Here is a 25,278-nt window from a genome sequence, read left to right as displayed (position 1 = left end):
GCCAGGACCAGGCGGCTCACTTCCTTGAGGGTTTCAAACACCCCCTTGCCTTCGGTGGCCACCGCCTCAAACACGGGGAAGCGCCCTTGGGGATCCACCACCGCCTGGATCATTTCCACGGGCAAGGCGTCGGGAAGATCCCGCTTGTTCACCTGGAGCACTACGGGGATATCCTCTACCCTAAGCCCGTACTCGGCCAGATTCTCCCGCATGTTGCGCATGCTCTCCGCGTTGGCCCTGAGGCGGTTGGGGGCGGAGTCGGCCACGAATACGATGCCATCTACCCCCCTAAGGATGAGCTTGCGGCTGGCGTTGTAGAAAACCTGCCCGGGGACGGTATAAAGGTGGAAACGGGTCTTGAAGCCCTTGACCTCGCCCAGGTCCAGGGGAAGGAAGTCAAAGAAGAGGGTGCGCTCGTCCTCTGTGGCTAGGGAAACCATCTCCCCTTTGCGTCCCTCGGGGATTCTGCTATAAATCCATTTCAGGTTGGTGGTTTTTCCGGATAGCCCCGGGCCGTAGTAGACGATTTTGAAGTTGATCTCGCGGTTGGCGAAGTTGATGGTGCTCATGTTAGTTGCCGAAAAGTTCGTCTAGGAGCGCCTTGGCTTCCTCGCGGTACTGGGTGTCCAGGTTCAGCTTGGGTGGGTTGGCGAGGGCTTCCTCGGCTAGGCGGGCTAAGGTTTCCGCAGCCCGCTTGCCGTGCAGCTTGACCTTTCCCAAGGGGGCGTTTTCGTCAAAGACCAAGACCAAAAGGGCGAACTCGCTGGCTTCGTCCACGTAAAGCCCCATGCGTTCCCCCTGGTGCACCACTTCCTGGAAGCGGGCCTCGCCCAACAGTTTGGCCAGGGCCTGGGTGGCGGCAGCGTTGCCCGCTACCAAGGTGGCCAGGGAGTCCAGGGGCGGGGGCTTGGGGGCCCAGAGGGCTTCCTTGTGGGCCAGAACGAATCCCTTACGGTCTACAAAGAGGGCATAGCGGGCCCCGGTTTCCTGCAGGGTTTCCTGTAACACGTCCATGGCCCGCTGGTACAGGGCCCCATAGAGGACCAAGGAGGGTTCCACCATAGTATGCTCAGTTTATCATGGGGCCGTTTTTGGAGGAGGCTAGGGCGCTTTTGGCGGAGTTGGTGGCCCTGCCCACGGTGAGCGCCGAAGGGAGGGCCCTCGAGGCGGGTGCGGCTAGGGTGGCGGAGGTGTTGGGGGGGCTAGGTCTAAAGGCGGAGCTACACCACGGCTACGGCCCCCCGGTGGTTTACGCGGAAGGGGGCGAGGGGGATAAGGCGCTTTTATTTTACAATCACTACGATGTACAGCCTCCGGATCCCCTGGAACTCTGGGAAACGGAGCCGTTTCGCCTGGTGGAACGGGAGGGCGCTTGGTATGGCCGGGGTACCCACGACGACAAGGGGGAGTTGGTGGCCCGGGTGGTGGCCCTAAGCCTATTCCAGAAGAAGCACGGTTTTCTTCCCCGGGTGAAGTTCGTGGTGGAGGGGGAGGAGGAGATAGGAAGCCCCCACCTGGGGGATTACGTGAGGGACAAGAAGGACCTCTTGGCGGCGGAGGCCATGGTGTGGGAGGCGGGTGGGGTGGATGCCAAGGGGCGTCCTTACCTCTATGCGGGGCTTAAGGGTATCGTGGCCCTGGAGCTTCGGGTGCGCACGGCAGCCTTTGACCTGCACTCCTCCTATGGGGCGGTGGTGGAGAACCCCATCTACCGCCTAAGCCGGGCCATTGCCAGCCTGAGGGACGAGGAGGGAAGGGTACTGATCCCGGGGTTTTACGATCGGGTCCGCCCTCTAACCCCCAAGGAGATGGAGGTGCTGGCGGAGATCCCCGACGAATCCGAGGCCCTAAAGGAGGCCTTTGGCGTGCGGGACTTTTTGGGAGGGGCCAGGAACCTGGAGTTCAACCAGCGGCTTTATGCCGAGCCCTGCGTCAACATGAATGGTTTTCATTCAGGCTACGGTGGCCCGGGTTCCAAGACGGTGTTGCCCGCAGAGGCCTTGGCCAAGCTGGACTTCCGCCTGGTACCGGATCAGGACCCGGAGGAGATCCCTGGGCTTTTGAGGCGGCACCTCGAGGCCCAGGGCTTTCACGACGTGGAGGTGGTGGTCCTGGAGAAAGGGGAGCATCCCGCCCGTTCGGATCTTTCCCATCCCTTCGTGAACCTGGCCAAGAGGGCTCTGGAGGAGGCCTTTGGGGAGAGGGCCGTCCTCTATCCCAACATGGCAGGGTCCGGTCCCATGCACCCCTTCCTCCACTACCTCAAGGCTCCGGCGGTGGGCCTGGGGATAGGGTATCCGGGTAGCCGGGTGCACAGCCCCAACGAGCATATCCGCATCCAGGACTTTGAGCGGGGCACCCTAGCCCTTCTCAGGCTTTTAGAGCTTTTCTTCCTCGGGCGCTAGGCCATCTGCTAGGCTCTTAGGGGTATGCGTCTTTTCTTTGGTGAACGCGATACCCCATACCCGGAGGCTCGGGTGGTGGTCCTGCCCGTGCCCTACGACCTTTCCCTCTCCTTTTTGCCCGGGGCCAGGCGGGGCCCTGAGGCCATCCTCCTGGCCAGCCGGGAGCTGGAGCCCTTCCTTTTGGAGCTGGAGGTGGCCCCTGAGGAGGTGGGGATCCACGCAACCGAGCCCGTCCCTTGGGTGGCGGGGAGCGCAGAGGCAAGCCACGCCCTGATCCGGGAGGCCGCCCTTACGCACCTTCGGGCGGGGAAGTTCGTGGTCTCCTTGGGGGGAGACCACTCCATCACCCACCCCCTGGTCCAGGCCCATCGGGAGGTCTTGGGGGAGTTTTCCCTGCTCCAGATAGATGCCCATGCGGATCTTTACCCCACGTGGCAAGGTTCGGTGTATTCCCATGCTTCCCCCTTCTACCGCTTAGTCCAGGAAGGGTTTTCCTTGGTGCAGGTGGGGATTAGGGCCATAGACCAAGACTCCTTGGCCTTTGCCCAGGAGAAGGGGGTGGCCCTTTTTCCCGCCCATCGCCTGCACCGGGAAGGGCTTCTAGAGGAGATACTGGGGGCTTTGGGTGAGCGGGTGTACATCAGCCTGGACTTTGACGCCCTAGACCCAAGCCTTATGCCCAGCGTGGGTACCCCCTTGCCGGGAGGGCTTTCCTACCGCCAGGTGGTGGACCTCCTTGCGGCGGTTTTCGCGGAAAAGGAGGTGGTGGGCATGGATTTTGTGGAGCTTTCCCCAACGGGTCAGTTCCATGCGGAGATGACCGCGGCCCAACTGGTGTACCACGCCATAGGCCTTAAGGGTTTGCAGGCGGGGTGGCTGGAGGCCAGGGGGCGGTAGGGGACCCTTCCTTTGGCCTGGTCCTGGGGTAGGGTCCACTGGGTCCTGGGCCGGCGCTGGCGGGAATGGGGACTTGAGGCGGGCCGCCCCCTTCGGCCGTCCCAGGGATGGGGGTCTTGCGCTAACCTTAGGCCATGCGGTCCTTCGTGGCCCACCTCGAGGCCCTCTTCTTGGCCCTGGCCTTTGGCAGCCTGGTCTTCGGCCTTCTGGCCCGGCTCGTTGGGGTTCGGAGGGTCTGGCCCTTTTTCCTTCTCGCTGGGGTTTTCCTGGCCCTGGCCCTCTGGGCGGGGTTAGAATAGCCCTTCGTGGCCAAGCGTGTGGTTTCGGTATCCCTGGGCTCTAGCCGGCGCGACTCGGTGGTGGAGCTGGAGCTTCTGGGGGAAAGGGTAATCCTGGAAAGGCGGGGCACGGACGGGGATTTCCAACGGGCCCTCTGCCTCATTGCGGAGTTGGACGGGCAGGTGGAGGCCATCGGCCTTGGGGGCATAGACCTCTACCTATGGGCCGGGGGGCGGCGTTACACCATCCGGGACGCCCAAAGGCTTAAGGATGCTGCCCGTAAAACCCCGGTGGTGGACGGCTCGGGTCTTAAGCACACCTTGGAGCGCCGGGCGGTGGCCCAGCTGGCCGGGCTGATAAACTGGAAAGAAACCAAGGTATTGTTGCCCTCCGCTGTGGATCGCTTTGGTTTGGCTGAGGCCCTGCACGAGGCTGGGGCCAAGGTTCTTTACGGGGATTTCATCTTTGCCCTGGGGCTACCCATACCCCTGTACTCCCTCTCCTTTTTGCAGAAGCTGGCCTTCGTTCTCCTCCCCCTCCTCACCCAGCTTCCCTTCCCGCTCCTCTACCCCACGGGGGAAAAGCAGGAGAGGCGGGTGGTGGACTGGCGAAGCCGCTACTATCTGTGGGCGGATCTGGTGGCGGGGGACTGGCACTACATTAAACGCCATATGCCCGACGCCATGAAGGGGAAAACCGTGCTCACCAACACCACCACGGAGGAGGATGTGGCCTTCCTTAGGGAACGGGGGGTAAGGCGCCTCATCACCACCACCCCCCGCCTAAATGGGCGGAGCTTTGGCACCAACGTCATGGAGGCCCTTTTGGTGGCCTTGGCTGGGCGGGAGCTTGGGGAGGAGGAGTACCTCCGGTATATTGACCTCTTAGGGCTTGCGCCCCAGGTCTTGGACCTTCAGGAGGAAGCATGATCAGCGTGACCGACCTTAGACCCGGAACCAAGGTGAGGATGGAGGGTGGCCTTTGGGAGTGCGTGGAATACCAGCACCAAAAGATTGGCCGCGGTGGGGCCAAGGTGGTGGCCAAGTTCAAGAACCTGGAAACCGGGGCCACCATTGAGCGCACCTTCAACTCCGGGGAGAAGCTGGAAGACATCTACGTGGAAACCCGGGAGCTCCAGTACCTGTACCAGGAGGGGGACGACCTGGTCTTCATGGACCTCGAGACCTACGAACAGTTCCACCTGCCCAAGGACCAGGTGGAGGCCGCGCGGTTTCTCAAGGAGGGGATGACCGTCCTGGGGGACATGTACGAGGGGCGCCCCCTGAAGATCACCCCGCCCACCGTGGTGGAGCTCAAGGTGGTGGACACGCCTCCGGGGGTGCGGGGGGACACGGTCTCCGGCGGGAGCAAGCCCGCCACCCTGGAGACCGGAGCGGTGGTCCAGGTGCCCCTTTTTGTGGAGCCCGGCGAGGTCATCAAGGTGGATACCCGCACGGGCCAGTACGTGGGCCGCGCCTGAGGCCTTTGGGCCGGATCGCCCGGGTTCACCCCCGGGTTCTTTCTTTTACCGGGTCCAAAGGTGGTGGTGGCCCTTGGATAGGGTAAGCTTTATGCCGCGAGGTGCTCCTATGACGCCCAAGGAACTGAAGCAGATCCTGCAGGCCCTGGTGGAGCATGGGGTGAGCGAGCTCACCCTGGAGACTCCCGATTACAAGCTGACCGTACGCCGCGGGGGTGAGGTGCAGGTGGTGGCCGTGCCCCAAGGTCTACCCACCCCCGCCAGCCCGCCAGCTCCCTTGCCTTCACCTGGGCCCACCGGCCCGGCTCCGGTACCCCCGTCTCCGCCTGCGGAAGCCCCCCAACCGGAAGCCACCCAAGCCGAGGATAGCTGTGCGGGTTGTGTGGAGATCAGGGCCCCCATCGTGGGTACCTTCTACCGGGCCCCCGCCCCCGATGCCCCCCCTTACGTGGAGGAAGGGGACCGGGTGGAGAAGGGCCAGGTGCTCTGCATCATCGAGGCCATGAAGCTGATGAACGAGATTGAGTCGGAGGTTTCCGGCATCGTTAAAAAGATCCTGGTGAAAAACGGGGAACCCGTGGAGTACGGGCAGCCCCTGTTCCTGATCCAGCCGCTATGAAAAAGGTTCTGATCGCCAACCGGGGCGAGATCGCCCTCCGGATTATCCGGGCCGCCAAGGAACTGGGGATCAAAACCGTGGTGGCCCACTCCACCGCTGACGAGAAGAGCCTGCCGGTGCTTTTGGCGGACGAGGCCATTTGCATTGGGCCGCCCCCCTCGGGGCAGAGCTACCTGAACATCCCCAACCTGCTTTCCGCGGCCATCGTGACCGGGGCCGACGCCATCCATCCCGGCTATGGCTTTCTGGCGGAAAACGCCACCTTTGCCGAGATGTGCCGGGACCATGGCATCACCTTTATCGGCCCCACCCCTGAGAACATGCGCGCCCTGGGGGATAAGGCTACCGCCAGGAAGGTGGCGCGCGAGGCTGGGGTTCCCACGGTTCCGGGAACGGATGAGCTTGCGAGCGTGGAGGAGGCCAAACGGGCCGCTCAGGAGATCGGCTATCCCGTGATCCTCAAAGCCTCCGCTGGGGGTGGGGGCAGGGGAATGCGGTTGGTGCACACCGAAGAGGAGCTAGAGAGGGCGGTCCAGCAGGCCCAGGAGGAGGCGCGGGCGGCCTTTGGCAACCCTGCCGTCTACCTGGAGAAGTACATTGAAGAGCCAAAACACATAGAAATCCAGGTTCTGGGGGATGGGGAGAACGTGATTCACCTGTGGGAGAGGGACTGTTCCATTCAACGCCGGCACCAAAAGCTCCTGGAGGAAGCCCCCAGCACCCTTCCCTGGGAAACCCGCAAGGCCATTGCCGAGGCCGCAGCCCGGCTCGCCCGGCACGTGGGGTATGTTTCCGCCGGTACCCTGGAGTTTCTGGTGGACAAGGAGGGCAACTTTTACTTCATAGAGATGAACACCCGCATCCAGGTGGAGCACCCCGTGACCGAGATGATCACGGGGGTGGACCTGGTCCAGGCCCAGTTCCACATCGCCATGGGGGAGAGGCTTTGGATCCAGCAGGAGGAGGTGGAGGTCCGGGGCCATGCCATAGAGGTGCGCATCAATGCCGAAGACCCGGAGAAGGGCTTTAGGCCCTCCATCGGCAAGGTGGAAACCCTCCTTTTCCCCGGGGGGCCGGGGATCCGGGTGGACAGCCACCTCTATGCGGGGTACCAGATCCCGCCCCACTACGACAGCCTGATCGCCAAGATCATCGCCTGGGCGCCCACCCGGGAGGAGGCCATCCGGCGCATGGAGCGGGCGCTTTCGGAAACGGTGATTGAGGGGCCTGGCCTTAAGACCACTATCCCCTTCCACCAAAAGGTGCTGCAAAACGCCTTCTTCCGCCGGGGGGCCGTGTACACCAACTTCGTGGCCCGGCGGATGGAGATGTAGACTGGGCGTGTGATGGTGGAGTACGAGATCAGCGACCATGCCCTCGAGGGGCTGGTGGCCCATGCCCTTTCCGACCTCCAGGGGGTGCGGCTTTTGGAAACCGCACCCCGCTCTTTGGGTGAGGTTTTCCGTCGGATGAAGCCCATCAAGGTGGAGCGTGCCCCCGAGGGGTACACGGTGGACCTGGTTCTTTCCGTGGACTACGGGGTTTCCATTCCCGAGGTGGCCCAGGCGGTGCAAAAGGCAGTGGCCGAAGCCCTATTCCTGGCCACCGGGGAAAAGGTTCAGGCGGTGAACCTCACCGTGGCCCAGGTGGAGTACCGAAAGGAGGCCCATGCTTAGGCGAGCCAGGGAACTGGCCATGCGGGCCCTCTTTGCCCACACCCAGGGGGGGGTGGATCTGGAGGAGGCTTTCCGTCACGCCTTGGAGGAGATGGGAGGAGAGGAGGACTCCTACGGGGATCCCCTGGACCTGGAGGGGGTGGCCTTTGCCCGGCGCCTTTTAGAGGGGTACAAGGCCCATGCGGAGGAGGTGGACCAGGTGCTACGGGAGACGGTGGAGGGGTGGGATTTCGCCCAGATGTCCAAGACCGACCTCACCGTGCTGCGTCTGGCCACCTACGAGATGCTGTACGAACCCACCCCCTTCGCTCCCCTGATTGAGGTGGCGGTGAAGATTGCCAACCGTTATGGGGGAGAGCATTCAGGGGCCTTTGTCAACGGGGTTCTCGGCCGCTTGTACCGGCGGATCCAGGGGGGCGAGCTGAAGGTGGTGCCTAAGGAGGGCTGAGATGACCCTTGCCCGTATTCTTTCCGGCCACGAGGTGGCGAAAACCGTGTACCAGGAGCTGAGGCAGACCCTTAGCTCCTTGCCTTTCGTACCCTCCCTTAGGGTGATCCGTTTGGGGGAGGACCCCGCCTCGGTTTCCTACGTGCGCCTTAAGGACAAAAGGGCCCGGGAGCTGGGCCTTTTGAGCCAGGTGGAGGTATACCCGGCGGATACCCCCGAGGGGACCCTTTTGGAGCGGATCCAGACCCTCAACCAAGATCCCGAGGTGGACGGTATCCTGGTCCAGCTTCCCTTGCCCGCCCACATCCGCACGGAGCGGGTTTTAGAGGCCATCTCTCCCCTTAAGGATGTGGATGGCTTCCATCCCCTCAACGTGGGCAAGCTTTGGAGCGGGGGCGAGGGGCTTTTCCCCTGCACGCCCCTAGGGATCGTCCGCCTCCTGCAGCACTATGGGGTGGAGTTAAGAGGCAAGGAGGTGGTGGTCCTGGGGCGGTCCAACATCGTGGGCAAGCCCCTCGCCGGCCTCCTCCTGCGGGAGGATGCCACGGTGACCGTGGCCCATTCCCGTACCCGGAACCTCCCGGAGATCGCCCGGCGGGCGGAGGTCTTGGTGGTGGCGGTGGGGAAGCCCCACTTGGTGCGGAAGGAGTGGGTGCGGCCCGGGGCCATTGTGGTGGATGTGGGGGTGAACCGGCAGGAAGACAAGCTCCTGGGGGATGTGCACCCGGAGGTGGCCGAGGTGGCCTCCGCCGTCACCCCGGTCCCCGGGGGCGTGGGGCCCATGACCGTGGCCATGCTGATGGCCAATACCGTGAAGGCGGCTATACTCAGGCGGCATGGACTTTCTGGCTAACCAGGTGTTTTGGACGGCCATCCTGGCCAACTTTCTGGCCCAGACCCTGAAGATTTTCATCTATTACCTGCTGGAGGGCCGGTTTCAATGGGAACGTTTCTTGGAAACCGGGGGGATGCCCAGTTCCCACTCGGCCACGGTGAGCGCTTTGGCCATGGGGGTGGGCTTTCAGGAGGGGTTTGGCAGCACCCTGTTCGCCGTGGCCGCCATTTTCGCCCTCATCGTCATGTACGACGCCACGGGGATCCGCCGGGCGGCTGGGCTTCACGCCCAGCTCCTCAACCAGTTGGTTCAGGAACTGCAGCAGGTGTTGCAGAAGGGTCCCGCCGCCGAGCCCTTGAAGGAACTGCTGGGCCACACCTACCTCGAGGTCCTGGTGGGCGCCCTTTTCGGGGCTTTGGTGGCCTTCCTCAGCTTTCACCTTTTCCCGGCGGCGTAGAAGGCCAGGGTCTGCCCCAGGAGGAAGACCAAAAGCCCTAGGATTGGGGAAAGAAAGAAGACGAAGAAAGTCGCAAAAAGGGCCAGCACCAAGGGCAGGAGGGGCCTCTTAAAGCGGTGGAAGGTCCAGAGGTTCAACAGGCTGAAGAAGAGGAGGATGCCAAAGGCCACGGCTTCCATGGGCCACCATTGTACGCCTTTGCCAGGGTGGGGTAAACTTTAACCGAGTATAAGGAGGTCTTACCCATGCTGACTTTACCGGAGAAAATCCTCTTTATCCTGCTCCTGGCCGGAAGCCTGTACTACGCCTACACGGGGTTTCGCCGGGTCTACCTGGCCATCCGCCGGGGACGGCCTGAGGACCGGTTTGACCGCCTACCCGAGCGTGTGGGGAGGGCCATCTGGCTAACCCTGACGCAACAGACCGTCTTTAAAAGACGGCCTTGGGTTTCTCTCCTGCATGCCTTTGTCTTCTATGGGTTCATCTACTACCTCTTGGTCAACCTGGTGGACCTCCTGGAGGGCTTTTTCCCCCTGCACACCCAAGGAGGCGTTTGGAACCCCTATAACCTCATCGCCGACATCCTGACGGCGGCCATCTTGGTGGGCATCCTGGGCCTGATGGTGCGCCGCTACCTGGTGGCCCCCCACGACTTCACCTGGAACCCCAGGGTGCTCCTCCACGAGCGGGTGCGCCAGGGGATACCCCGGGACTCGGCCATCGTGGGGGCCTTCATCACCTTTCACGTGGGAAGCCGCCTCCTCTCTAAGGCCGCGGGCCTGGCCCAGGGGGAACCCGATCCCTTCCAGCCGGTGGCGAGCCTCCTAGCCAGCCTCCTTTCCGGGCTTGCCCCCTCTAGCCTGGTGGTTTTGGAACACGTCTTCTGGTGGGGGGCCCTGGGTTCCATCCTGCTCTTCCTCCCCTACTTCCCCCGTTCCAAGCACATCCACCTGATGATGGGCCCCATCAACCTGGCCTTTGGCCAGGAAAAGCCCGGGGCCTTGCGGCCTCTGGATTTTGAGAAAGAGGAGGAGAAGTTCGGGGCGGAGAAGCTGGAGGACCTTTCCTGGAAACGGCTTTTGGACGCTTACGCCTGCATCATGTGCAACCGTTGCCAAGAGGCCTGTCCGGCCTACACCACGGGAAAGGCCCTTTCCCCGGCGGCCATCGTGATTTCTGAGCGTTACGAGCTAAACGGGATTCTCCCCGCCTTCGCCAGCGGCCAGGAAAGCCCCCGGCCCCTCATGGACTTCGCCCTAAATGAGGAAGCCCTTTGGGCCTGCACCACCTGCATGGCCTGCGTGGAGGTCTGCCCGGTGGGCAACGAGCCCATGCTGCACATCCTGGATGTGCGCCGGGCCAAGGTGCTCATGGAGGGAGCCTTCCCCCAGGAGCTGAACAACGCCTTTAGGGGGATGGAGCGCTCCGGCAATCCCTGGGGCATCGGCCAGGACAAGCGCCTGGACTGGGCCGAGGGGCTTAACGTACCCACCGTGGAGGAGAAGCCCCACCCCGAGGTCCTCTACTGGGTGGGGTGTGCGGCCAGCTACGACCCCCGGGCCCAGAGGATCGCCAGGAGCATGGTGGAAATCCTCAACGCCAGCGGGGTGGACTGGGCGGTCCTGGGTCGTAAGGAGAAGTGCACGGGCGATTCCGCCCGGCGAGCGGGCAACGAGTACCTTTTCTTCCAGCTGGCCATGGAGAACGTGGAAACCTTAAACCAGGTGGCCCCCAAAACCATCGTGACCACCTGCCCCCACTGTTTCCATACCCTGGGCAATGAATACCAGGCCTTTGGCGGGGAGTACCGGGTGGTCCACCACTCGGAGTTCATCGGTGAGCTGTTGCGCTCGGGGAGGCTGAAGGTTTCCCAGGAGGCCCGGCGGGTGGTCTTCCACGACCCTTGCTACCTGGGCCGGCACAACGGGGTGTACGAGGCGCCCCGGGAGGTGCTCAAGGGGGTGGGCCTGGTCCTCAGCGAACCCCAAAGGAGCCGGGAGCGGAGTTTCTGCTGTGGAGCAGGCGGGGCCCAGTTCTGGAAGGAGGAGGAGCCTGGGGCCATGCGGGTTTCCCAGAACCGCTACCGGGAGCTTAAGGGCACGGGGGCCGAGGTGATCGCCACGGGGTGCCCCTTCTGTATGGCCATGATGAATGTGGAGGTGGCCCAGGACGAAGCGCCTCCCGAGGTTTTGGACATCGCCGAGTTGGTGGCCCGGGGGCTTAGGGCCTAGGCTTCTGGTAGACGGCATAGACCCGGTAGCCCTCCATCCACCCCTCCCCGAAGGCACGTAGCCCAAGGCCGAGGGGAGGGGTGAGGAGCTCGTAGGGTTCCCAGTAGTAGGGGCTCTTTGGCCTCTTCCGCCGGATGGCTTCTAGGCGGCTAAAGCCCTCCACCAGGACCAGCCCTCCTGGGGCCACCAGGGGAGGGAGGGCCTTAAGAAGTGGGCGGTTCACGTAGTAGCTCATGAGGATGGCGGCGAAGGGACCCCGGGGGAGGAGGGAGAGGGCTTTGGGGCCCTCCAGGTCCAGCTCCACCAGGGTAAGCCCCGGGGTGCCGGCCAGCCTTCGCAGGGCCTCGAGGCTCTTTTCCACCAGGACCACGGGATGGCCCCGGTGCAGGAAGTAGCGGGCGTTCCGCCCCAGGCCTCCGGCCAGGTCCAGGATGGGCCCAGGGGGTACGAAGGGGCCATAGGCCCGCACCGTGAAGGCAGGGGCTCGTTCCCCTTCCCATTCCCGGTAAAAGGCATCCCAATCCCTAGGCATGTTTCCGGAAGGCCAGGAGGCTTCCCCCCAGGAGGATGAGGAGGGTTACGCCCCAGAAGGCGGGCTTGGGCAGGTGCCAGGCCAGTTCGGGGTGGTGTGAGAGCTCGGCCAGGGTGGCGCTTCCCTCCAGGAGGAGCTTGACCCCCGCCCAGCCCACCAGGGCGTAGGCCACCTTTTCCAGGCTAGGGTACCGCTCCATCACCGCCACCACGTAGCTGGCGGCCAGGCGGATGAAGAGGATACCCAGGGCCACGCCTAAAAAGACCAAGGCCAGGTCCTGGGAAAAAGCCACCACCGCCAGGATGGAGTCCACGGCAAAGGCCAGGTCCACCAGGTTGATGAGGAGCACCACCCGCCAGAACTCCCGGGCGGTGACCGCGGGAAGCCGCTGGGCCTCCGGGTGGTTGCGGAAATGCTGCAGCATGAGGAAGAGGAGGTAAAGCCCTCCCAAAACCTGGACCCACCATAGCCGGATCACGTACACGGCGAAGAGGAGGGCTAGGCCCCGCAGGAGGTAAGCCCCCAGGACCCCGTAGAACAGGGCCTTGCGGCGGAGGTGGGCTGGTAGGGGTTTGACCATCACCGCCAGCACCAAGGCATTATCTCCGGAGAGGAGGGCCTCGAGGACCGCCACGGAAAGGAGCACCAGGGGCGCTTCCCCGCTCATGCCTCCCCCAAAAGGTACCTGAGCCCTGGGGCCAGGCCTTGTTTCCACGTGACCCAGTTGTGTCCCGAGGCCCTTTCCCGGTAGGCATGGGGAACCTTGCGGTCGGCGAGGAGGGCGGCAAAGCGGCGGGCTGGAGCCAACAGCCATTCCAAAAGACCCACCTCCAGGTAGATGCGGGGTAGGACCTGGGCCTTGGCGTACTGCTCTAAAAGCCACTCCGGGTCCCGATAGGCGTCGGTGCCACCTGGGTGGGCTTTCAGCGCTGGGGAGAGGGCCAGGACCTTGGGGAAGCGATCCGGGTGGCGCCAGGCCTGCCACAAGGAGAAAAGCCCCCCCAAGGAGGCCCCCACCAGGACCAGATCCCCTAAGGGGCCATAGAATCCCTCCACCTCGGCCAGCACTCGGTGCAACTCCTCCTCGTAGCGTTCCGAAAAGCGGTACTCCTGGTTCCGGTCTATGGGTTCCACGAAGACCAGGCGGACCGGGGGGATTTCGCCTGCCTCCTCTAAGGCTCGGGCCACCTTGTGCAGGCCTGCGGTGCGGTAGAAGGCCACCCCATCCTGGGCCACCAGGGTGGCCTTGGGGCTTGCCCCGGTTTCGGCCACATAGTAGCGCCTCTCCCCCAGGCGGTGCCGGGCCACCTTGGGCTCCTCCCTTGGCTCGGGCGGGGCCTCAAAACGATGGCCGGGAAGCCTGACAGCCCGGGGGTAGGTCCACCAGGGGTTGTCGGCCCGCTCGGGGTTATCGGGGTCGGGGAAGGGATGTCCCCTGGCGTCCAAAAAGGCATACTCCACGTAGGCTCCTTCCGGGAACTCCAGGGTGACGGGGCCTGAAAGGGGAAGGGGGTTTTTCTCCCAGTCGGTGAAATCCCCGATTAAGGCCTGGGCCCCAGGAGGGGGTAGGAAGGTGACGGTGCGCCGAGAGACCTGTACCACGGGTCCACTCTACCCGGAGGGCTTCGCCCGTTCAAAGCTTGTCCAGGTCGGGGTAGAGGAGGAGAAGCTCCTCTTCCGTGAGGGCCTCCCCCTCCTTTTCCGGGGTCCAGGAGAGGTAGGCGGCCATGAGGGTGTAGGGGCTGGAGCCTGCCAGGTCCATAAGGGCCTCCCGTGCCCGGGACCGGGTCAAGGGGGACCGGGGAGGAAGAAGCCGGTGGTCGGCCAAAAGGAGGCTTACCGCCAGGTAGCGTCCCCCGGGTTCCACCTGGGCCTGGTATCCCCCTGCCACCTGCTTTTTCCCCTCAAAGTGGCGGAAGGTTTCCTGGTACTTGCTTCGCTCCTCCAGCATCCAGGCGTCAAACCGGGCCAAGGCCTCCTCCTCGGAACCCGCGGCCACCTGGTAATCGCCAAAGCGCCAGGCGGCCTCCTCCCGGAGGAGTAAAAGCGCCGCCTCGTCCACCAGGTCCGCCAGGCCCTTGGCGGAGGTGGTGTCCGCTTCCTCGGCCAAGCGCCTTAGGGCCCTTTGCACCTGGGGACGGGCCAGGAGGGCCAGGCGTAACCTGGCCACGCTGGCGGTGGGGCCTTCCCCCGCCCGGCGGAGGCCCCGCACCATGTAGGCGGTCATCAGGATCAAGCCAAAAAATACCAGCACCGGCACCAGGCCTAGGCTTGCGCCTCCACCCCCGGGGTAGACCACGATGGGGCCGGGATAGGTGGGGTAGGATGGGGCCGGCATGGGGAAGACGGGGGCGGGGCCAGGGCTCATGGGGGGTGGGCTTGGGCTGTAGGGGCGCCCGCCCACCCCACCCCCGCTTTTCTGGGCAAGGGCCATGGCCAGTCCCAGAAGAAGGACCCAGAGGAAGCGGCGCATGGCTTTAAGCTTACGCCAGGAACGGGGGCCTGGTGCTAAACGCCATAATGCAGTAAACTTGACATAGGTAGGCTTAGGATATGGACGAGATCAAGGAAAGGAGGGAAACCATGCTGCCAGAAACCCTGCCCGTTTGCCCGGTGAGGGGCTCGGTCATCTACCCCACCATGGTGATGCCCATAGACGCTGGCCGGCCCATCTCCATCCGGGCCATTGACGAGGCCTTGGCCCGGGAACGGGTGCTGCTCATCGTGAGCCAGAAGGACAAGGAGGTGGAAACCCCTAAGCCTTCGGACCTCTACGAGGTGGGGACCGCCTGCAACATCCTCAAGATGCGCAAGAACCCGGATGGCTCGGTCCAGGTGTTGGTCCAGGCCTTCGCCCGGGTGCGGGTGAAGGAGTGGCTGGACCTGGGGGACCACCTCGAGGCCAAGGGGGAGGTGCTCTCCGACGAGCCCGGAGAGGCCACCTTGGTCAAGGCCCTGGTGCGGGAGGTGAAGGATAGGTTCCAGGCCCTTCTCAAGGAGGGCAAGTACCTGGCCCCCGAGGTGGCGCAGTTCATCTTGAACCTGGAAGACCCCAGCCAGCTGGCGGACTACGTCGCCTTCCACATGGACTTCCGCCTGGAGGACAAGCAGCGAGTCTTGGAAATCCCCAGTGTGGCGGAGCGGTTCAAAAGGGTGTTGGTCCTCCTGGAGGCGGAGCTGGAGCTCATAGAAACCCAAAGGCGCATCCAGCAACAGGTCAAGGAGGAGATTGACCGCAACCAAAGGGAGTACTTCCTCCGGGAGCAGATGAAGGCCATCCAGCGGGAGCTCCATGGGGAGGAAGGCGCCGAGGAGGTGGAGGAGTTCCGCAAGAAGGTGGAGGAGCTGGACCTGCCCCCCGTGGTGCGGCAGGAGGTGGAGCGTGAGCTCAACCGCTTCGCCCGCATGCACCCCGATTCCGCTGAGGCCAGCGTCATCCGCACCTATCTGGACTGGATCGTCAACCTTCCCTGGAACGTGCGCACCGAGGACAACCTGGACCTGAACCGGGCCAAGGAGATCCTGGAAAGGGACCACTACGGCCTGGAGAAGGTGAAGGACCGGGTGTTGGAGTACCTGGCGGTGCGGAAGCTAAAAGCCGAGCGGGCCAAGCGGGGGGAGATCCCAGCGGACGAGGTGAACAAGGGGCCCATCCTCCTCTTCGTGGGGCCTCCCGGGGTGGGGAAGACCTCCATCGCCAAGAGCATCGCCGAGGCCCTGGGCCGCAAGTACGTGCGCATCTCCTTGGGGGGTGTCCGGGATGAATCCGACATCCGCGGGCACCGGCGCACCTACATCGGGGCCATGCCCGGCCGCATCATCCAGGGCCTGCGCCAGGCGGGCACCAAGAACCCCGTCTTCCTCCTGGACGAGGTGGACAAGCTGGGGATCTCCTACCAGGGCGACCCGGCGGCGGCCCTCCTCGAGGTCCTGGACCCCGCTCAGAACAAGGAGTTCGTGGACCACTACCTGGGGGTGCCCTTTGACCTTTCCGAGGTGATGTTCATCTGCACCGCCAACTTCCCCCAGAACATCCCGGCCCCCCTTTGGGACCGGATGGAGGCCATAGAGTTCACCAGCTACATTGAGCAGGAGAAGCTGGAGATCGCCAAGCGCTACCTCCTACCCCGGCAGATGCGGGAGACCGGCCTCCTCGAGGGCCAAGTGGTGATCACGGAGGCGGCCCTTATGCGCCTCATCACCCACTACACCCGCGAGGCCGGGGTGCGCCAGCTGGAACGGGAGATCGGCTCCTTGTTGCGCAAGGCGGCGCGGCAGATTCTGGAAGAGGGCAAGAAACGGGTACGCATCACGGAAAGGGACTTGGAAAGGTACCTAGGCCCTCCCCGCTTCCTCCCGGAAACCGAGGCCCGCGAGCCCCAGGTGGGGGTGGCCACGGGCATGTACTACACCCCCGTGGGCGGGGACATCATGTTCGTGGAGGTCTCGGTAATGCCCGGTAAGGGCAACCTGATCCTCACCGGGCAGCTGGGGGATGTGATGAAGGAATCCGCCCGGGCAGCGCTTTCCTACGCTAAGCGCAACGCCGAGCGCTTCGGCATCCCCTTGAAGCGTTTTGAGGAGTCGGACATCCACATCCATGTGCCGGCGGGGGCCATTCCCAAGGAAGGTCCTTCCGCCGGGGTGGCCATCGTGAGCGCCTTGGTCAGCGCCCTCACGGAGGTGCCCGTCCGCCACGACATCGCCATGACCGGGGAGATCACCTTGACGGGCCGGGTTCTGCCCATCGGTGGGGTTAAGGAGAAGGTGCTGGGGGCCAGGCGGGCGGGGATCCGGGAGGTGATCCTTCCCAAGCAAAACGAAGCCGATCTCAGCGACATCCCCAAGCCCCTGCGCCAGAACATGACCTTCCACTTCGTGGAGCACCTGGACCAGGTCCTGGACCTGGCCCTGGTGGGGGGGCTTAAGGCCCTGGAGGAACGGGCCCGGCAGACCAAGGCCAAGGGGGCAAGGGGGCGGGCCAGGAAGGAAGTGGTGGCCCATGCCTAGGGGGCGGCCCCGGTGACGGGAACCCCGTTTTCTCCCCGCCGTGGGACCTTCCCCGGCGGGGTTTAGGTTTCCCATCCGTAAGGGGAGGCCCCCAGGGCCTCCTGGTACACCTCCAGGTAGGCCCGGGTGATCCTTTCGGGGTGGAAATGGGCCATGGCGTATTCCCGGGCTAACTGGCGCATCCTGGGGAGTTTGGGATGGGCGAGGAGGTCCAGCACCGCCTGGGCGAAGCCTTCCAGGTCCCCCAACTCCACCAGGCGCCCCACCTCGGGGCGAACCAGTTCCGGAACGCCGCCCACCGCGGTGGCCACCACGGGCACCCCGCTGGCCAGGGCCTCGAGGGCCGCCTGCCCGAAGGATTCCTCCTCTGAGGCCAGGAGAAATAGATCGGCGGCTCCCAGAATCTCCTCGGGGTGGGGTGTGGGGGGATGGAAGGTAACCCAGCGCTCCACCCCCAGCTCCTCGGCCACCCGCTTGGCCTCCCCCTCCTCCGGGCCCTTGCCCAGAAGGAGAAGCCTGGCCTTTACCCTTCTCCGCACCTTGGCGAAGGCCCTGACGATGTCCGGCACCCTCTTGATGGGACGGAAGTTGGAGGCGTGCACCAAAAGCCACTCCCCCTCTTCCGTGTAGAGCTTCTTACGCTCCGGCCTGGGGTAGAAGCGCTCTGGGTCCACCGCGTTGTGGATCACCACGGGGCTAACCCCAAAGGCCTTCTCTGCCTCCTGGGCCAAGGCCCGGCTGACCGCGGTGGTGGCCTTGGCCCTTTGCAGGGCCTTCCGGGTGGGCCCGTGGAAGGCGGGGTCCATCCCCAAAACCGATACGTCCGTGCCATGGAGGGTGTGCACCAGGGGCAGTTCCTCCCCAAGGGCCAGGTAGGCGGCGGCGGCGTGGGGGATGGCGTAGTGGGTGTGGACCAGGTCCAGCTGCAGGCGTTTGGCTTCCCGCTCCAGCACCCCAGCCAGGGAAAGGGTGTACAGGGGGCCGGGGAAGACGGGGTAAAAGGGGAGGTCCACGGGGATGTAGACCACAGGGCTGTCCTTGGGGAGGCGGAAGGGCCTTTCCGTGGCGAAAAGATAGACCCGGTGGCCCATCTGGGCCAGGCGGTGGGCCAGCTCCGTGGCCACGATGCCGCTACCCCCGAGGCCAGGGTAGGCCACCAGGCCGAGCCTCAGCTCCCGCACGCCCAAACCCGCAAGAAGGGAGAGGGCTGAACCCATCCCCCCGGACCCTTGCCCATGGGAGAGGCTCCTTCAGGGTGTTCCCCGGTGGGTCGCAAGCCGAAGGTCATGCCCCCAGTTTAGCGTAAGGCCAGGGAGGCCCTAGGGCCGCCAGCCCGAGGGGGTTGCGGGATAGGGGGGATGGGCTCCCCGGGGGACCTCGAGGCGGAAAAGCCGGGAGAGAAGCACCACGCCCCCCTTGGTTCGGGCCTGGGTAAGGGCCAGGTCCAGAAGCTGGGAAAGCTCCAAGAGGAACCGGTCTTGCCGCTCCTTGGGCACAGGGAGGGCCCCAAAGGTGAAGCAGGCGGGGTTGACCGCCGGGCAGTGGGGCTCCACCCTTAGTCTTCCCCCCAAAAAGTAAACCCGCCAGGCCCCTAGGTCCACCCGGTACCCGGCCCGCAGGTGGTCCCGGTACTGTTCGGAGAGTCTCCGCCAAAGTTCCTGGGCTTCCTTACCCGTTGGGCTTAGGGTGTAGCGCCACTCCCGGGCCCCTGCCTGGGAGAGGGTTTGGCTTTGGGTAAGCCGCCAGTCCTCCGCAAAGGCCCCAGGGAGGGTCAGGAGGGCCACGATGGGCAGCCAGTAGGGTGTGCGCATGCCCATGCCTTTACGCTGCCATGAGGAGGGCATAAAGCGGGTGATGGATTGCCCCACAAGAGAAGGCGTGCCCTTTCAAAGGCCTCGGAGGATCTCCTCTCCCTCCTCCATGTAGGTGTCCCAAGGAATCAACACGTAGCCCCGGCCGGAATGGGCAGGATAGTAGGGCAGGTCAAGGCGTAGGGGCGTGCGCACCTGTTTCAGCTCCTGCACCAAGGCGGGAGGGGGTTTGGGGTAAAGCTGGGGACGGAGCCTTTCCAGGAGAAGGCTCAGGCGGAAAACCCAGAGGGTTTTCCCAGGCCTCTGCCGGTGAGGAGGGGTTCCCGGGTCTTTGGGTGGCCTCATGGCTCAGTTCCTTTGTACCTTTTTGTTCAAGAAGTCCAGGAGGAGGTACTTGCCGATGTTGCCGGGGTGGGTGAGGTAGGCCTTGCCCCGGGTAATCTGGGAGAGCTTCTTCACGAAGGCCAGAAGCTCGGGTTCCCGGGCCAGCATGAAGGTGTGGATGGGAATCCCCTCCTTCCGGGCCAGGGTGGCCTCTTTGAGGGTTTCCGCCAGGATCAAGGGGTCCAGGCCCCAGGCGTTTTTGTAGACCTCCCCGCTGGGCAGGGTAATGGCCGAGGGCTTGCCGTCGGTGATGAGGATCATCTGCCGCATCTCCCCGCCCATCTTCTTAAGGAGGGTCCGGGCCAGCTCCAGCCCGGCCTTGGTGTTGGTGTGGTAAGGCCCCACCTGGGCCAGGGGTAAGCGGGAAAGGGGGATTTCCTCGGCGGTGTCGTGGAAGAGGACGAAGCGCACCCGGTCCCCGGGGAACTGGGTGCGGATCAGATGGGCCAGGGCCAGGGCCACCTTTTTGGCGGGGGTGAAGCGGTCCTCCCCGTAGAGGATCATGGAGTGGGAACAGTCTAGGAGGACCACGGTGCTCATGCTGGCGGTGTACTCCGCCAAATCTATGACCAGATCCTCTGGGGAAAGCGCCGCCAGGCCCTTGGCTATGGCCCTCTTAAGGGTTTCGGGTACGTTGAGCTCCAAGGGGTCCCCCCACTCAAAGCCCTTGGTTTCCCCCGTCTTCTCCACTCCCGGGGCGTGGTGGGGGGTGGGGTGGAGGCCCGGGGCGTTGCGGCCTAAAGCCCCCAGGAGTTCCCGGAGGCTCTTGAGGCCCAGGAAGTCGGAAGCCTTCTCCGTGAGCTCAAAGCGGGCTTCTCCCGCCTCTCCCGTGTACCCACCTTGGGCGGGGTGTGTAGGGTCCTCTCCAGGTAGGCGGATGTACCCGGCCTCCCGTAGCCTTTCCAGCATGCGGGTGAGGGCCTGGTGGAGCCGGGTGTCCTCCTTGCGCTCGGCGAAGCGGGCTTCCCGAAGCCAGTCCTCCGGCACCAGCTCGTTTTTGAGGAGGGCCTGGAGGAGGGCGTCGTAGAGGTCCTCGAGGGTGGGCCGGCGTTCAGGGTCCGGGTCGTAGCGCTGGAAGGGGTCGGAAAACCCCGAGTCCAGAAGGAAATCCTCGAGGAGGCTCAGGATCTCCTCGGGGGAGAGGTCTTCCAGGCCTCCCTCGTAGCGGCTATAGCGGATGGCCCTCATCCGTCATCCTCCCAAGAACCTGGCCCATGAGCCGGGCATAGCCGCCAAGCCTAGTGAAGATGGCCTGTGCCAAGGCCTCATTGTACGTGTGAACCGTTAGGTTGCGGTCGTCGGCCATGCTTAGGGCCAAGCGGGCCTCTTCTTCCTCCATTAGGCCCACCTCATGGGCTAGCCGGAACGCCCGTTTGGGGCTTGGGGCCTCCAACCCCTCCCTCTCCTTCAGAAAGGCCTGGATAGCTTTCCAGAAGGCCTCAAAGGTATACTCAAAGCGCTGGATGGCGGCATCCCGCTCCAGCGGGCCTGGTGCTTCTCGGTAGGCCAGCTCCTCCAAGGTCTCAAGAGCCCTCTTGGCCACCGCTAGGCGTTCTAAAACTCGGCCCATACGATCCCTTCCCTTAGAACCCTTTCGCGGAAGACGGGGTCTACTTCCCCCAGGTCCACCAGGTCCACCCGTCTAAGCACCGGGGCTTCCTCCAAGGCCTCCCTTAGGAGGGGGAGGAGCTCCCCGAGGGGCAGGGGACCCAAGAGGGCTAGGTCCAGGTCCGAACCGCGCTGGGCGTCTCCCCGGGCGTGGGAGCCATAGAGGATCAGCTTCACCCCTTTGCCCTGAAGGTAGGGGGCTAGCGTCTTCAGCACGGCTTCCTTGTCCCGCTCCAGGCTAGTTGCCATAACCCCTCGCCCTTTCCGCGGCCTGGTAGCTGGTCTCGCCCCGCGCCAGCTTTCTCCTGCCCACCAGGCCTTCCAGGATGAACTCCCCCGCGGAAAGGAGCACCTCCGCCTCCTGGCTTTCCGCCAGGACCTGGGCCGCCTCCAGGAGGCCTGGCACCTCTTCCATAGCCCTTAGGGCTTCCTCCAGGTTTCCCTCCGGAAGGGTGAGGAGGTTCCCCTCCTCAAAGTAGGCCACGATGGCCTCGGTCTTAAGGCGGTAGCGGGGGAGGACCAGGCCAAAGGCCCTTTGCACCAGGTCCCGGGCCACCTTTTCCGCTCCCTGAAGCTCCCCCTCGTACTCCAGCTCTAGCTTCCCGGTGATGGCGGGAAGCCCGGCGTAGAGGTCCAGGGGTCGGGCCACGGGCCTTGTGCCCTGGAGGAGGGCCCGCCTTTCCGCGCTGGCCGCCACCACCTCCAAAAGGCTGATGGCCAGGCGCTGGGAAACCCCGGCGGTCTGGTCCACCCGGCGGTCCTCCCGGGCGGCGAAGGCCACGGCCTCCACGGAAAGGCGGATCCACTCGGGGAGCACCACCTCCTCCGGTACGAAGGCCTCCTGGGCACTTATCTTTAGGCCCTCCTCGAGGGTCCTCGGGTAGTGGGTGCGGATCTCGCTGCCAATCCGGTCCTTTAGGGGCGTGACGATCCGCCCCCGGGCGGTGTAGTCCTGGGGGTTGGCGGTGAAGACCAGCCAGACGTCCAGGGGCAGGCGGATGGGGTAGCCCCGGATCTGCACATCCCCCTCTTCCAGGATGTTGAAGAGGGCCACCTGTACCTTGGGGGCCAGATCCGCCAGCTCGTTCACGGCGAAGATGCCCCGGTTCGCCCGGGGCAGGAGGCCAAAGTGGATGCTCTCCAGGTCGGCTAGGCCCGTACCCCTTCGCGCTGCCTTGATGGGGTCCATGTCCCCGAGCAGGTCCGCCACGGTGGTGTCAGGGGTGGCCAGCTTTTCCACATAGCGCTCCTCCCGGGGGATCCAGACGATGGGGGCCTCATCCCCCGCCTCCTCCAAGAGCCTTTTCCCTTCGGGGGAGATGGGCCTTAAGGGGTTGTCCCTGAGCTCGGTGGCCAGGGCGGGGATCTCCTCGTCCAGAAGGTTCACCAAGGAACGCAGGATACGGCTTTTCGCCTGGCCCCGGGTGCCCAGGAGGATGAAGTTTTGCTTGGCCAAGATGGCCTGCACCAGGGCGGGAATCACGGTGTCCTCGTACCCGTGGATGCCGGGGAAAAGGGGCTCGCCTTTCTGCAGCTTTCCCCGGAGGTTTTCCCGGGCCTCCTCTTTCACCGTGCGCACTAGCTTCGCCAAAGGGTAGGTGCGGCGGAGTTCGCCGAGGGTCTTGGCCTTCACGCTTTCAGTTTAGGGCCAGGGGGAGGGAAGGGTTTGTGGCGGAGGGCGGCAAGGGATTACCGTGAGGGGGTGAACCGGGCAAGGGACTGGGTGGAGCAGGCCAGGTACCATCTGCGCCATGCCCAGCAGGCTGCCGAAGCGGCGCCCTAGGGACTTCACCTGGACTGGGCCAGGTTTAGAAGCTGGGCTTCCCCCTTAGTAATCCTTCCCTAACGGCCTTCTCATGGCCACGCGGTAGGGTGCCCCTTGTGGAGATCCACGGCACCACCATTCTGGCCGTGCGCAAGGACGGGGTTACCGCCTTGGCGGGGGATGGCCAGGTTACCTTCGGCCAGACCGTGCTCAAACGGGGAGCGGTGAAGGTGCGGCGCCTGGAGGTGGGGGAAGGCATCCTGGTGGGCTTTGCCGGGGGGGTGGCCGATGCCCTAAGCCTCCTGGAGCGCTTTGAGGAAAAGCTTAAGGAGGCCAAGGGCAACCTGCTAAAGGGGGCGGTGGAGACCGCAAAGCTTTGGCGCACCGATCGGGTTTTGCGCCACCTGCAGGCCATGATCATCGCCGCCGACCGGGAGTCCATGGTGCTCCTTTCCGGAAGTGGGGAGGTGATCACCCCGGAGGAGCCCCTTTTGGCGGTGGGTTCTGGGGGCCCCTATGCCCTAGCCGCCGCCAAGGCCCTCTACCGCCACTCGGGGCTTTCCGCCCGGGAGATCGCCGCGGAGGCCCTGAGGATTGCCGCGGAGGTGGATCTTTACACCTCGGGCCAGGTGACGGTGTTAACCTTGGGGGAGGCATGAACCTGACGCCTGCAGAGATTGTCCGCGAGCTTTCCAAACACATCGTGGGCCAGGAGGCGGCCAAGCGAGCGGTGGCCGTGGCCCTAAGGAACCGCTACCGCCGGAAGAAACTCCCTCCAGAGGTGGCCCGGGAGGTGACCCCCAAGAACATCCTCATGATTGGGCCTACGGGGGTGGGCAAAACGGAGATCGCCCGGCGCCTGGCCCGCCTGGCGGGGGCCCCTTTCGTGAAGGTGGAGGCCACCAAGTTCACCGAGGTGGGGTATGTGGGTCGGGATGTGGACGCCATTGTGCGGGACCTGGCGGAGGCCAGCTACGGGCTGGTCCTCGAGGAGATGAAGAAAAAGGTGGAGGAAAAGGCCCTGGCCTTCGCCGAGGAGGAGCTCGCCACCCTACTTCGCGCCTCCCTTGCCGAGGTGCGCTCGGGCCGGCTGGATAGCCTCTCCGTGGAGGTGCAGGTGGAGGAGGAGATGGGCCTGCCCTTCATGGGGGTTTTGGGTGGGGAGGGTTTTGGGGGCATGGGGGAGATGCTGAAAGGCCTTCTCCCTAAGCGCCCGGTGCGCAAGCGCATGACGGTGAAGGAGGCCCGGGAGGTCCTCAAGAACCAGCACGCCGAACGCCTCATTGACAAAGAGGAACTCAAGGAGGAGGCCAGGAGGCGGGCCCAGGAGGACGGCATCGTCTTCATTGACGAGATAGACAAGGTGGCCCGTCGGGAAGGGACGGTGGGGCCGGATGTGTCCGGGGAGGGCGTGCAGCGGGACCTTTTGCCCATCGTGGAGGGTACGGTGGTCTCCACCCGCATCGGGCCGGTGTCCACAGAGCACGTGCTCTTCATCGCCGCGGGGGCGTTTCATGTGGCCAAGCCCTCGGACCTAATCCCCGAGCTTCAGGGCCGCTTCCCCATCCGGGTGGAGCTTTCCCCCTTGGGCCCCGAGGAGTTCTACCGGATCCTAAAGGAGCCGGAGAACTCCCTGATCCGCCAGTACACGGAGCTTTTAAGGGCGGACGGTACGGAACTCCACTTCCACGAGGAGGCCCTAAGGGCCATTGCCGAAGCGGCCTACCGGGCCAATCAGGAGCTGGAGGACATCGGGGCCAGGAGGCTGGCCACCGTCTTGGAGCGGGTGTTGGAGGAGGTAAGCTTCCAGACGGACCTGGGCCGGGTGGAGATCACCCGGGCCTATGTGGAGCAGAGGCTGGAGGCGGTCTTCGCCTCGCCGGACCTGACGCGGTACGTGCTATAGGAGGGAAGGATGCGCTGGTTTCTTTTGGCCTTAAGTTTGTTGGCGGTACCCAGCCTGGCCCAGACCCCACCCCCGGCGGCCAACCAGGTGGAGAAGCAGGATGCCTTCCGCCTCGGGGTGCAGCTGTACGCCCTGGGTCGGTATGAGGCCGCCTTAGAGCTCTTTGAGCGTGCCTTAAAGGAAAGACCCCAGGACCCGGATGTGGTCTACTGGCTGGCCCGGGCCCAACTGAAGGTGGGGCTCCTTAACCCCGCTTTGGAGAACGCCAAGGGCCTGGTGGCCCGGAATCCCCGGTACATTGGGGGGTACATGGTGCTTTCCGAGGCCTACGTGGCCCTCTATCGGGCTTCGGAGGACCGGGAAAAGGGAAAGGCTTATCTGGAACAGGCCCTTAGCGTGCTTCGCGATGCCGAACGGGTGAACCCCCGCTACGCCCCCCTCTTTGCCCAGCGGGGCTTGGTCTACGCCTTCTTGGGCCAGGCGGACAAGGCGGAGGAGGCCTTTAAGAAGGCCCTCAGCTTGCAGGATTCGCCGGAGGTGAGGGCGGCTTTGGCCGAGCTCTATCTGGCGGCGGGCCGCTTGGACGAGGCCCTGGACCAGTACGCCAAGGCGGTGGGGCTTGCCCCCAAGGAAGGGGGTCTGCGGGTGCGGTATGCCTCGGCTCTCTTGTTGAAGGGCCGGGCGGAGGAGGCGGCCAAGGTCTTGGAGGAGGGGCACCGGCTCAAGCCCCTGGATGCGGAGGGCTGGTACACCCTGGGCCAGGCCTACTTCGTCCTAGGGCGCTATAAGGAGGCTGGGGTGGCCTTGGAAAATGCGGTGGCCCTGGCCCCCTTGCGCTTCCCGGTGGCCTACTACTACCTGGGCCAAGTCTACCTGGCCTTGGGGGATGCCCAGAAGGCCAAAAGCCGTCTCACGGTGGCGGTCCGCCTGGAGCC

General features: G+C 64.5%; 30 protein-coding genes. 16 read left to right on the top strand and 14 right to left on the bottom strand.

Annotated elements, in window-relative coordinates:
• The coding region (locus tag Q0693_RS10425; RefSeq protein WP_298631609.1) for an ADP-ribosylation factor-like protein at positions 1 to 569 on the bottom strand (569 nt) is incomplete at its 3' end.
• A 1-nt stretch (position 570) separates the two neighbouring features.
• Positions 571 to 1,062, bottom strand: a complete 492-nt coding sequence (locus Q0693_RS10420; RefSeq protein WP_298631606.1) for a roadblock/LC7 domain-containing protein — start codon at positions 1,060 to 1,062, stop codon at positions 571 to 573.
• A 17-nt stretch (positions 1,063 to 1,079) separates the two neighbouring features.
• Here Q0693_RS10420 and Q0693_RS10415 point away from each other — a divergent pair, with 17 nt between their 5' ends.
• The 11 genes from Q0693_RS10415 (at position 1,080) to Q0693_RS10365 (ending at position 9,096) form a co-directional block, all read left to right on the top strand.
• Complete coding sequence (locus tag Q0693_RS10415) at positions 1,080 to 2,405, top strand: M20/M25/M40 family metallo-hydrolase (protein WP_298631603.1); 1,326 nt, start codon at positions 1,080 to 1,082, stop codon at positions 2,403 to 2,405.
• A gap of 24 nt (positions 2,406 to 2,429) precedes the next feature.
• Entirely contained in the window at positions 2,430 to 3,302 is an 873-nt protein-coding gene (gene speB / locus Q0693_RS10410) for an agmatinase (RefSeq protein WP_298631600.1), read from the top strand.
• A 134-nt stretch (positions 3,303 to 3,436) separates the two neighbouring features.
• Positions 3,437 to 3,601: a hypothetical protein gene (locus Q0693_RS10405; RefSeq protein ID WP_243029613.1), complete on the top strand. Its 165-nt coding sequence runs from the start codon at positions 3,437 to 3,439 to the stop codon at positions 3,599 to 3,601.
• A 6-nt stretch (positions 3,602 to 3,607) separates the two neighbouring features.
• Positions 3,608 to 4,510 carry a quinate 5-dehydrogenase gene (locus tag Q0693_RS10400; RefSeq protein WP_298631597.1) on the top strand — a complete coding sequence of 301 codons (903 nt, stop codon included), beginning with the start codon at positions 3,608 to 3,610 and terminating at the stop codon, positions 4,508 to 4,510.
• Positions 4,507 to 5,061, top strand: a complete 555-nt coding sequence (gene efp, locus Q0693_RS10395) for an elongation factor P (protein ID WP_243029611.1) — start codon at positions 4,507 to 4,509, stop codon at positions 5,059 to 5,061. Before Q0693_RS10400 ends, efp begins: the two co-directional genes overlap by 4 nt.
• A gap of 109 nt (positions 5,062 to 5,170) precedes the next feature.
• Positions 5,171 to 5,680: an acetyl-CoA carboxylase biotin carboxyl carrier protein gene (accB, locus tag Q0693_RS10390; RefSeq protein ID WP_298631594.1), complete on the top strand. Its 510-nt coding sequence runs from the start codon at positions 5,171 to 5,173 to the stop codon at positions 5,678 to 5,680.
• Entirely contained in the window at positions 5,677 to 7,014 is a 1,338-nt protein-coding gene (accC, locus tag Q0693_RS10385) for an acetyl-CoA carboxylase biotin carboxylase subunit (RefSeq protein ID WP_298631591.1), read from the top strand. Before accB ends, accC begins: the two co-directional genes overlap by 4 nt.
• 12 nt (positions 7,015 to 7,026) lie before the next feature.
• A complete protein-coding gene (locus Q0693_RS10380; RefSeq protein WP_298631615.1) occupies positions 7,027 to 7,356 on the top strand; it encodes an Asp23/Gls24 family envelope stress response protein in 330 nt (109 codons plus the stop codon).
• Complete coding sequence (nusB, locus tag Q0693_RS10375) at positions 7,349 to 7,804, top strand: transcription antitermination factor NusB (RefSeq protein ID WP_298631588.1); 456 nt, start codon at positions 7,349 to 7,351, stop codon at positions 7,802 to 7,804. Before Q0693_RS10380 ends, nusB begins: the two co-directional genes overlap by 8 nt.
• A gap of 1 nt (position 7,805) precedes the next feature.
• Positions 7,806 to 8,657, top strand: coding sequence for a tetrahydrofolate dehydrogenase/cyclohydrolase catalytic domain-containing protein (locus Q0693_RS10370; RefSeq protein WP_298631585.1), 852 nt, complete (start codon positions 7,806 to 7,808; stop codon positions 8,655 to 8,657).
• Positions 8,641 to 9,096, top strand: a complete 456-nt coding sequence (locus Q0693_RS10365) for a divergent PAP2 family protein (protein WP_243027389.1) — start codon at positions 8,641 to 8,643, stop codon at positions 9,094 to 9,096. Before Q0693_RS10370 ends, Q0693_RS10365 begins: the two co-directional genes overlap by 17 nt.
• Here the strand turns inward: Q0693_RS10365 and Q0693_RS10360 are convergent.
• Positions 9,075 to 9,275 (bottom strand): hypothetical protein, encoded by a 201-nt coding sequence (locus Q0693_RS10360; protein ID WP_243029607.1) that lies wholly within the window; start codon positions 9,273 to 9,275, stop codon positions 9,075 to 9,077. The genes Q0693_RS10365 and Q0693_RS10360 overlap by 22 nt on opposite strands.
• Before the next feature lie 66 nt (positions 9,276 to 9,341).
• Between Q0693_RS10360 and Q0693_RS10355 the strand changes: the two genes are divergently transcribed.
• On the top strand, positions 9,342 to 11,327 hold the full coding sequence (locus Q0693_RS10355; protein WP_298631582.1) for a heterodisulfide reductase-related iron-sulfur binding cluster: 1,986 nt from the start codon (positions 9,342 to 9,344) through the stop codon (positions 11,325 to 11,327).
• Here Q0693_RS10355 and Q0693_RS10350 read toward each other — a convergent pair.
• From Q0693_RS10350 to Q0693_RS10335, 4 genes are read right to left on the bottom strand one after another with little or no spacing between them, the layout of a single operon-like run.
• Positions 11,317 to 11,859: an SAM-dependent methyltransferase gene (locus tag Q0693_RS10350; protein WP_298631579.1), complete on the bottom strand. Its 543-nt coding sequence runs from the start codon at positions 11,857 to 11,859 to the stop codon at positions 11,317 to 11,319. The genes Q0693_RS10355 and Q0693_RS10350 overlap by 11 nt on opposite strands.
• Entirely contained in the window at positions 11,852 to 12,526 is a 675-nt protein-coding gene (locus tag Q0693_RS10345; RefSeq protein WP_243029604.1) for a DUF475 domain-containing protein, read from the bottom strand. Before Q0693_RS10345 ends, Q0693_RS10350 begins: the two co-directional genes overlap by 8 nt.
• Complete coding sequence (locus Q0693_RS10340; RefSeq protein ID WP_298631576.1) at positions 12,523 to 13,461, bottom strand: alpha/beta hydrolase-fold protein; 939 nt, start codon at positions 13,459 to 13,461, stop codon at positions 12,523 to 12,525. The genes Q0693_RS10345 and Q0693_RS10340 overlap by 4 nt, the downstream gene beginning before the upstream one ends.
• A 31-nt stretch (positions 13,462 to 13,492) precedes the next feature.
• Positions 13,493 to 14,332: a DUF1517 domain-containing protein gene (locus Q0693_RS10335; RefSeq protein ID WP_243029602.1), complete on the bottom strand. Its 840-nt coding sequence runs from the start codon at positions 14,330 to 14,332 to the stop codon at positions 13,493 to 13,495.
• 110 nt (positions 14,333 to 14,442) lie between these two features.
• Here Q0693_RS10335 and lon point away from each other — a divergent pair, with 110 nt between their 5' ends.
• Positions 14,443 to 16,869, top strand: a complete 2,427-nt coding sequence (gene lon, locus Q0693_RS10330; protein WP_298631612.1) for an endopeptidase La — start codon at positions 14,443 to 14,445, stop codon at positions 16,867 to 16,869.
• Positions 16,870 to 16,931: 62 nt separating this feature from the next.
• Here lon and bshA read toward each other — a convergent pair whose 3' ends face one another.
• The 7 genes from bshA to Q0693_RS10295 form a co-directional block, all read right to left on the bottom strand.
• Positions 16,932 to 18,086 (bottom strand): N-acetyl-alpha-D-glucosaminyl L-malate synthase BshA, encoded by a 1,155-nt coding sequence (gene bshA / locus Q0693_RS10325; RefSeq protein ID WP_298631572.1) that lies wholly within the window; start codon positions 18,084 to 18,086, stop codon positions 16,932 to 16,934.
• Positions 18,087 to 18,188: 102 nt separating this feature from the next.
• A complete protein-coding gene (locus Q0693_RS10320) occupies positions 18,189 to 18,686 on the bottom strand; it encodes a hypothetical protein (RefSeq protein WP_243029600.1) in 498 nt (165 codons plus the stop codon).
• A 69-nt stretch (positions 18,687 to 18,755) separates the two neighbouring features.
• A complete protein-coding gene (locus Q0693_RS10315) occupies positions 18,756 to 19,025 on the bottom strand; it encodes a hypothetical protein (RefSeq protein ID WP_298631567.1) in 270 nt (89 codons plus the stop codon).
• A 3-nt stretch (positions 19,026 to 19,028) separates the two neighbouring features.
• Positions 19,029 to 20,252 (bottom strand): VWA domain-containing protein, encoded by a 1,224-nt coding sequence (locus tag Q0693_RS10310; RefSeq protein WP_298631564.1) that lies wholly within the window; start codon positions 20,250 to 20,252, stop codon positions 19,029 to 19,031.
• Entirely contained in the window at positions 20,233 to 20,634 is a 402-nt protein-coding gene (locus tag Q0693_RS10305) for an HI0074 family nucleotidyltransferase substrate-binding subunit (RefSeq protein ID WP_298631561.1), read from the bottom strand. Before Q0693_RS10305 ends, Q0693_RS10310 begins: the two co-directional genes overlap by 20 nt.
• Positions 20,619 to 20,921, bottom strand: a complete 303-nt coding sequence (locus Q0693_RS10300) for a nucleotidyltransferase domain-containing protein (protein WP_298631558.1) — start codon at positions 20,919 to 20,921, stop codon at positions 20,619 to 20,621. Before Q0693_RS10300 ends, Q0693_RS10305 begins: the two co-directional genes overlap by 16 nt.
• Entirely contained in the window at positions 20,911 to 22,305 is a 1,395-nt protein-coding gene (locus Q0693_RS10295) for a sigma 54-interacting transcriptional regulator (protein ID WP_243029596.1), read from the bottom strand. Before Q0693_RS10295 ends, Q0693_RS10300 begins: the two co-directional genes overlap by 11 nt.
• A gap of 248 nt (positions 22,306 to 22,553) precedes the next feature.
• On the opposite strand from Q0693_RS10295, the gene hslV reads away from it, so the two are divergent.
• The 3 genes from hslV to Q0693_RS10280 all read left to right on the top strand — a co-directional run.
• Complete coding sequence (hslV, locus tag Q0693_RS10290) at positions 22,554 to 23,096, top strand: ATP-dependent protease subunit HslV (protein ID WP_243029623.1); 543 nt, start codon at positions 22,554 to 22,556, stop codon at positions 23,094 to 23,096.
• Positions 23,093 to 24,343, top strand: coding sequence for an ATP-dependent protease ATPase subunit HslU (locus tag Q0693_RS10285; protein WP_243027403.1), 1,251 nt, complete (start codon positions 23,093 to 23,095; stop codon positions 24,341 to 24,343). Before hslV ends, Q0693_RS10285 begins: the two co-directional genes overlap by 4 nt.
• A 9-nt stretch (positions 24,344 to 24,352) precedes the next feature.
• Positions 24,353 to 25,278, top strand: a 926-nt coding sequence (locus Q0693_RS10280) for a tetratricopeptide repeat protein (protein ID WP_298631554.1), incomplete at its 3' end; no start/stop codon positions are given.

Source organism: uncultured Thermus sp. (assembly GCF_938010445.1).
Lineage (GTDB): Bacteria > Deinococcota > Deinococci > Deinococcales > Thermaceae > Thermus > Thermus altitudinis.
The sequence above is the reverse complement of the archived record's forward strand: the minus strand, read 5'-3'. Positions and strand labels throughout refer to the sequence as shown.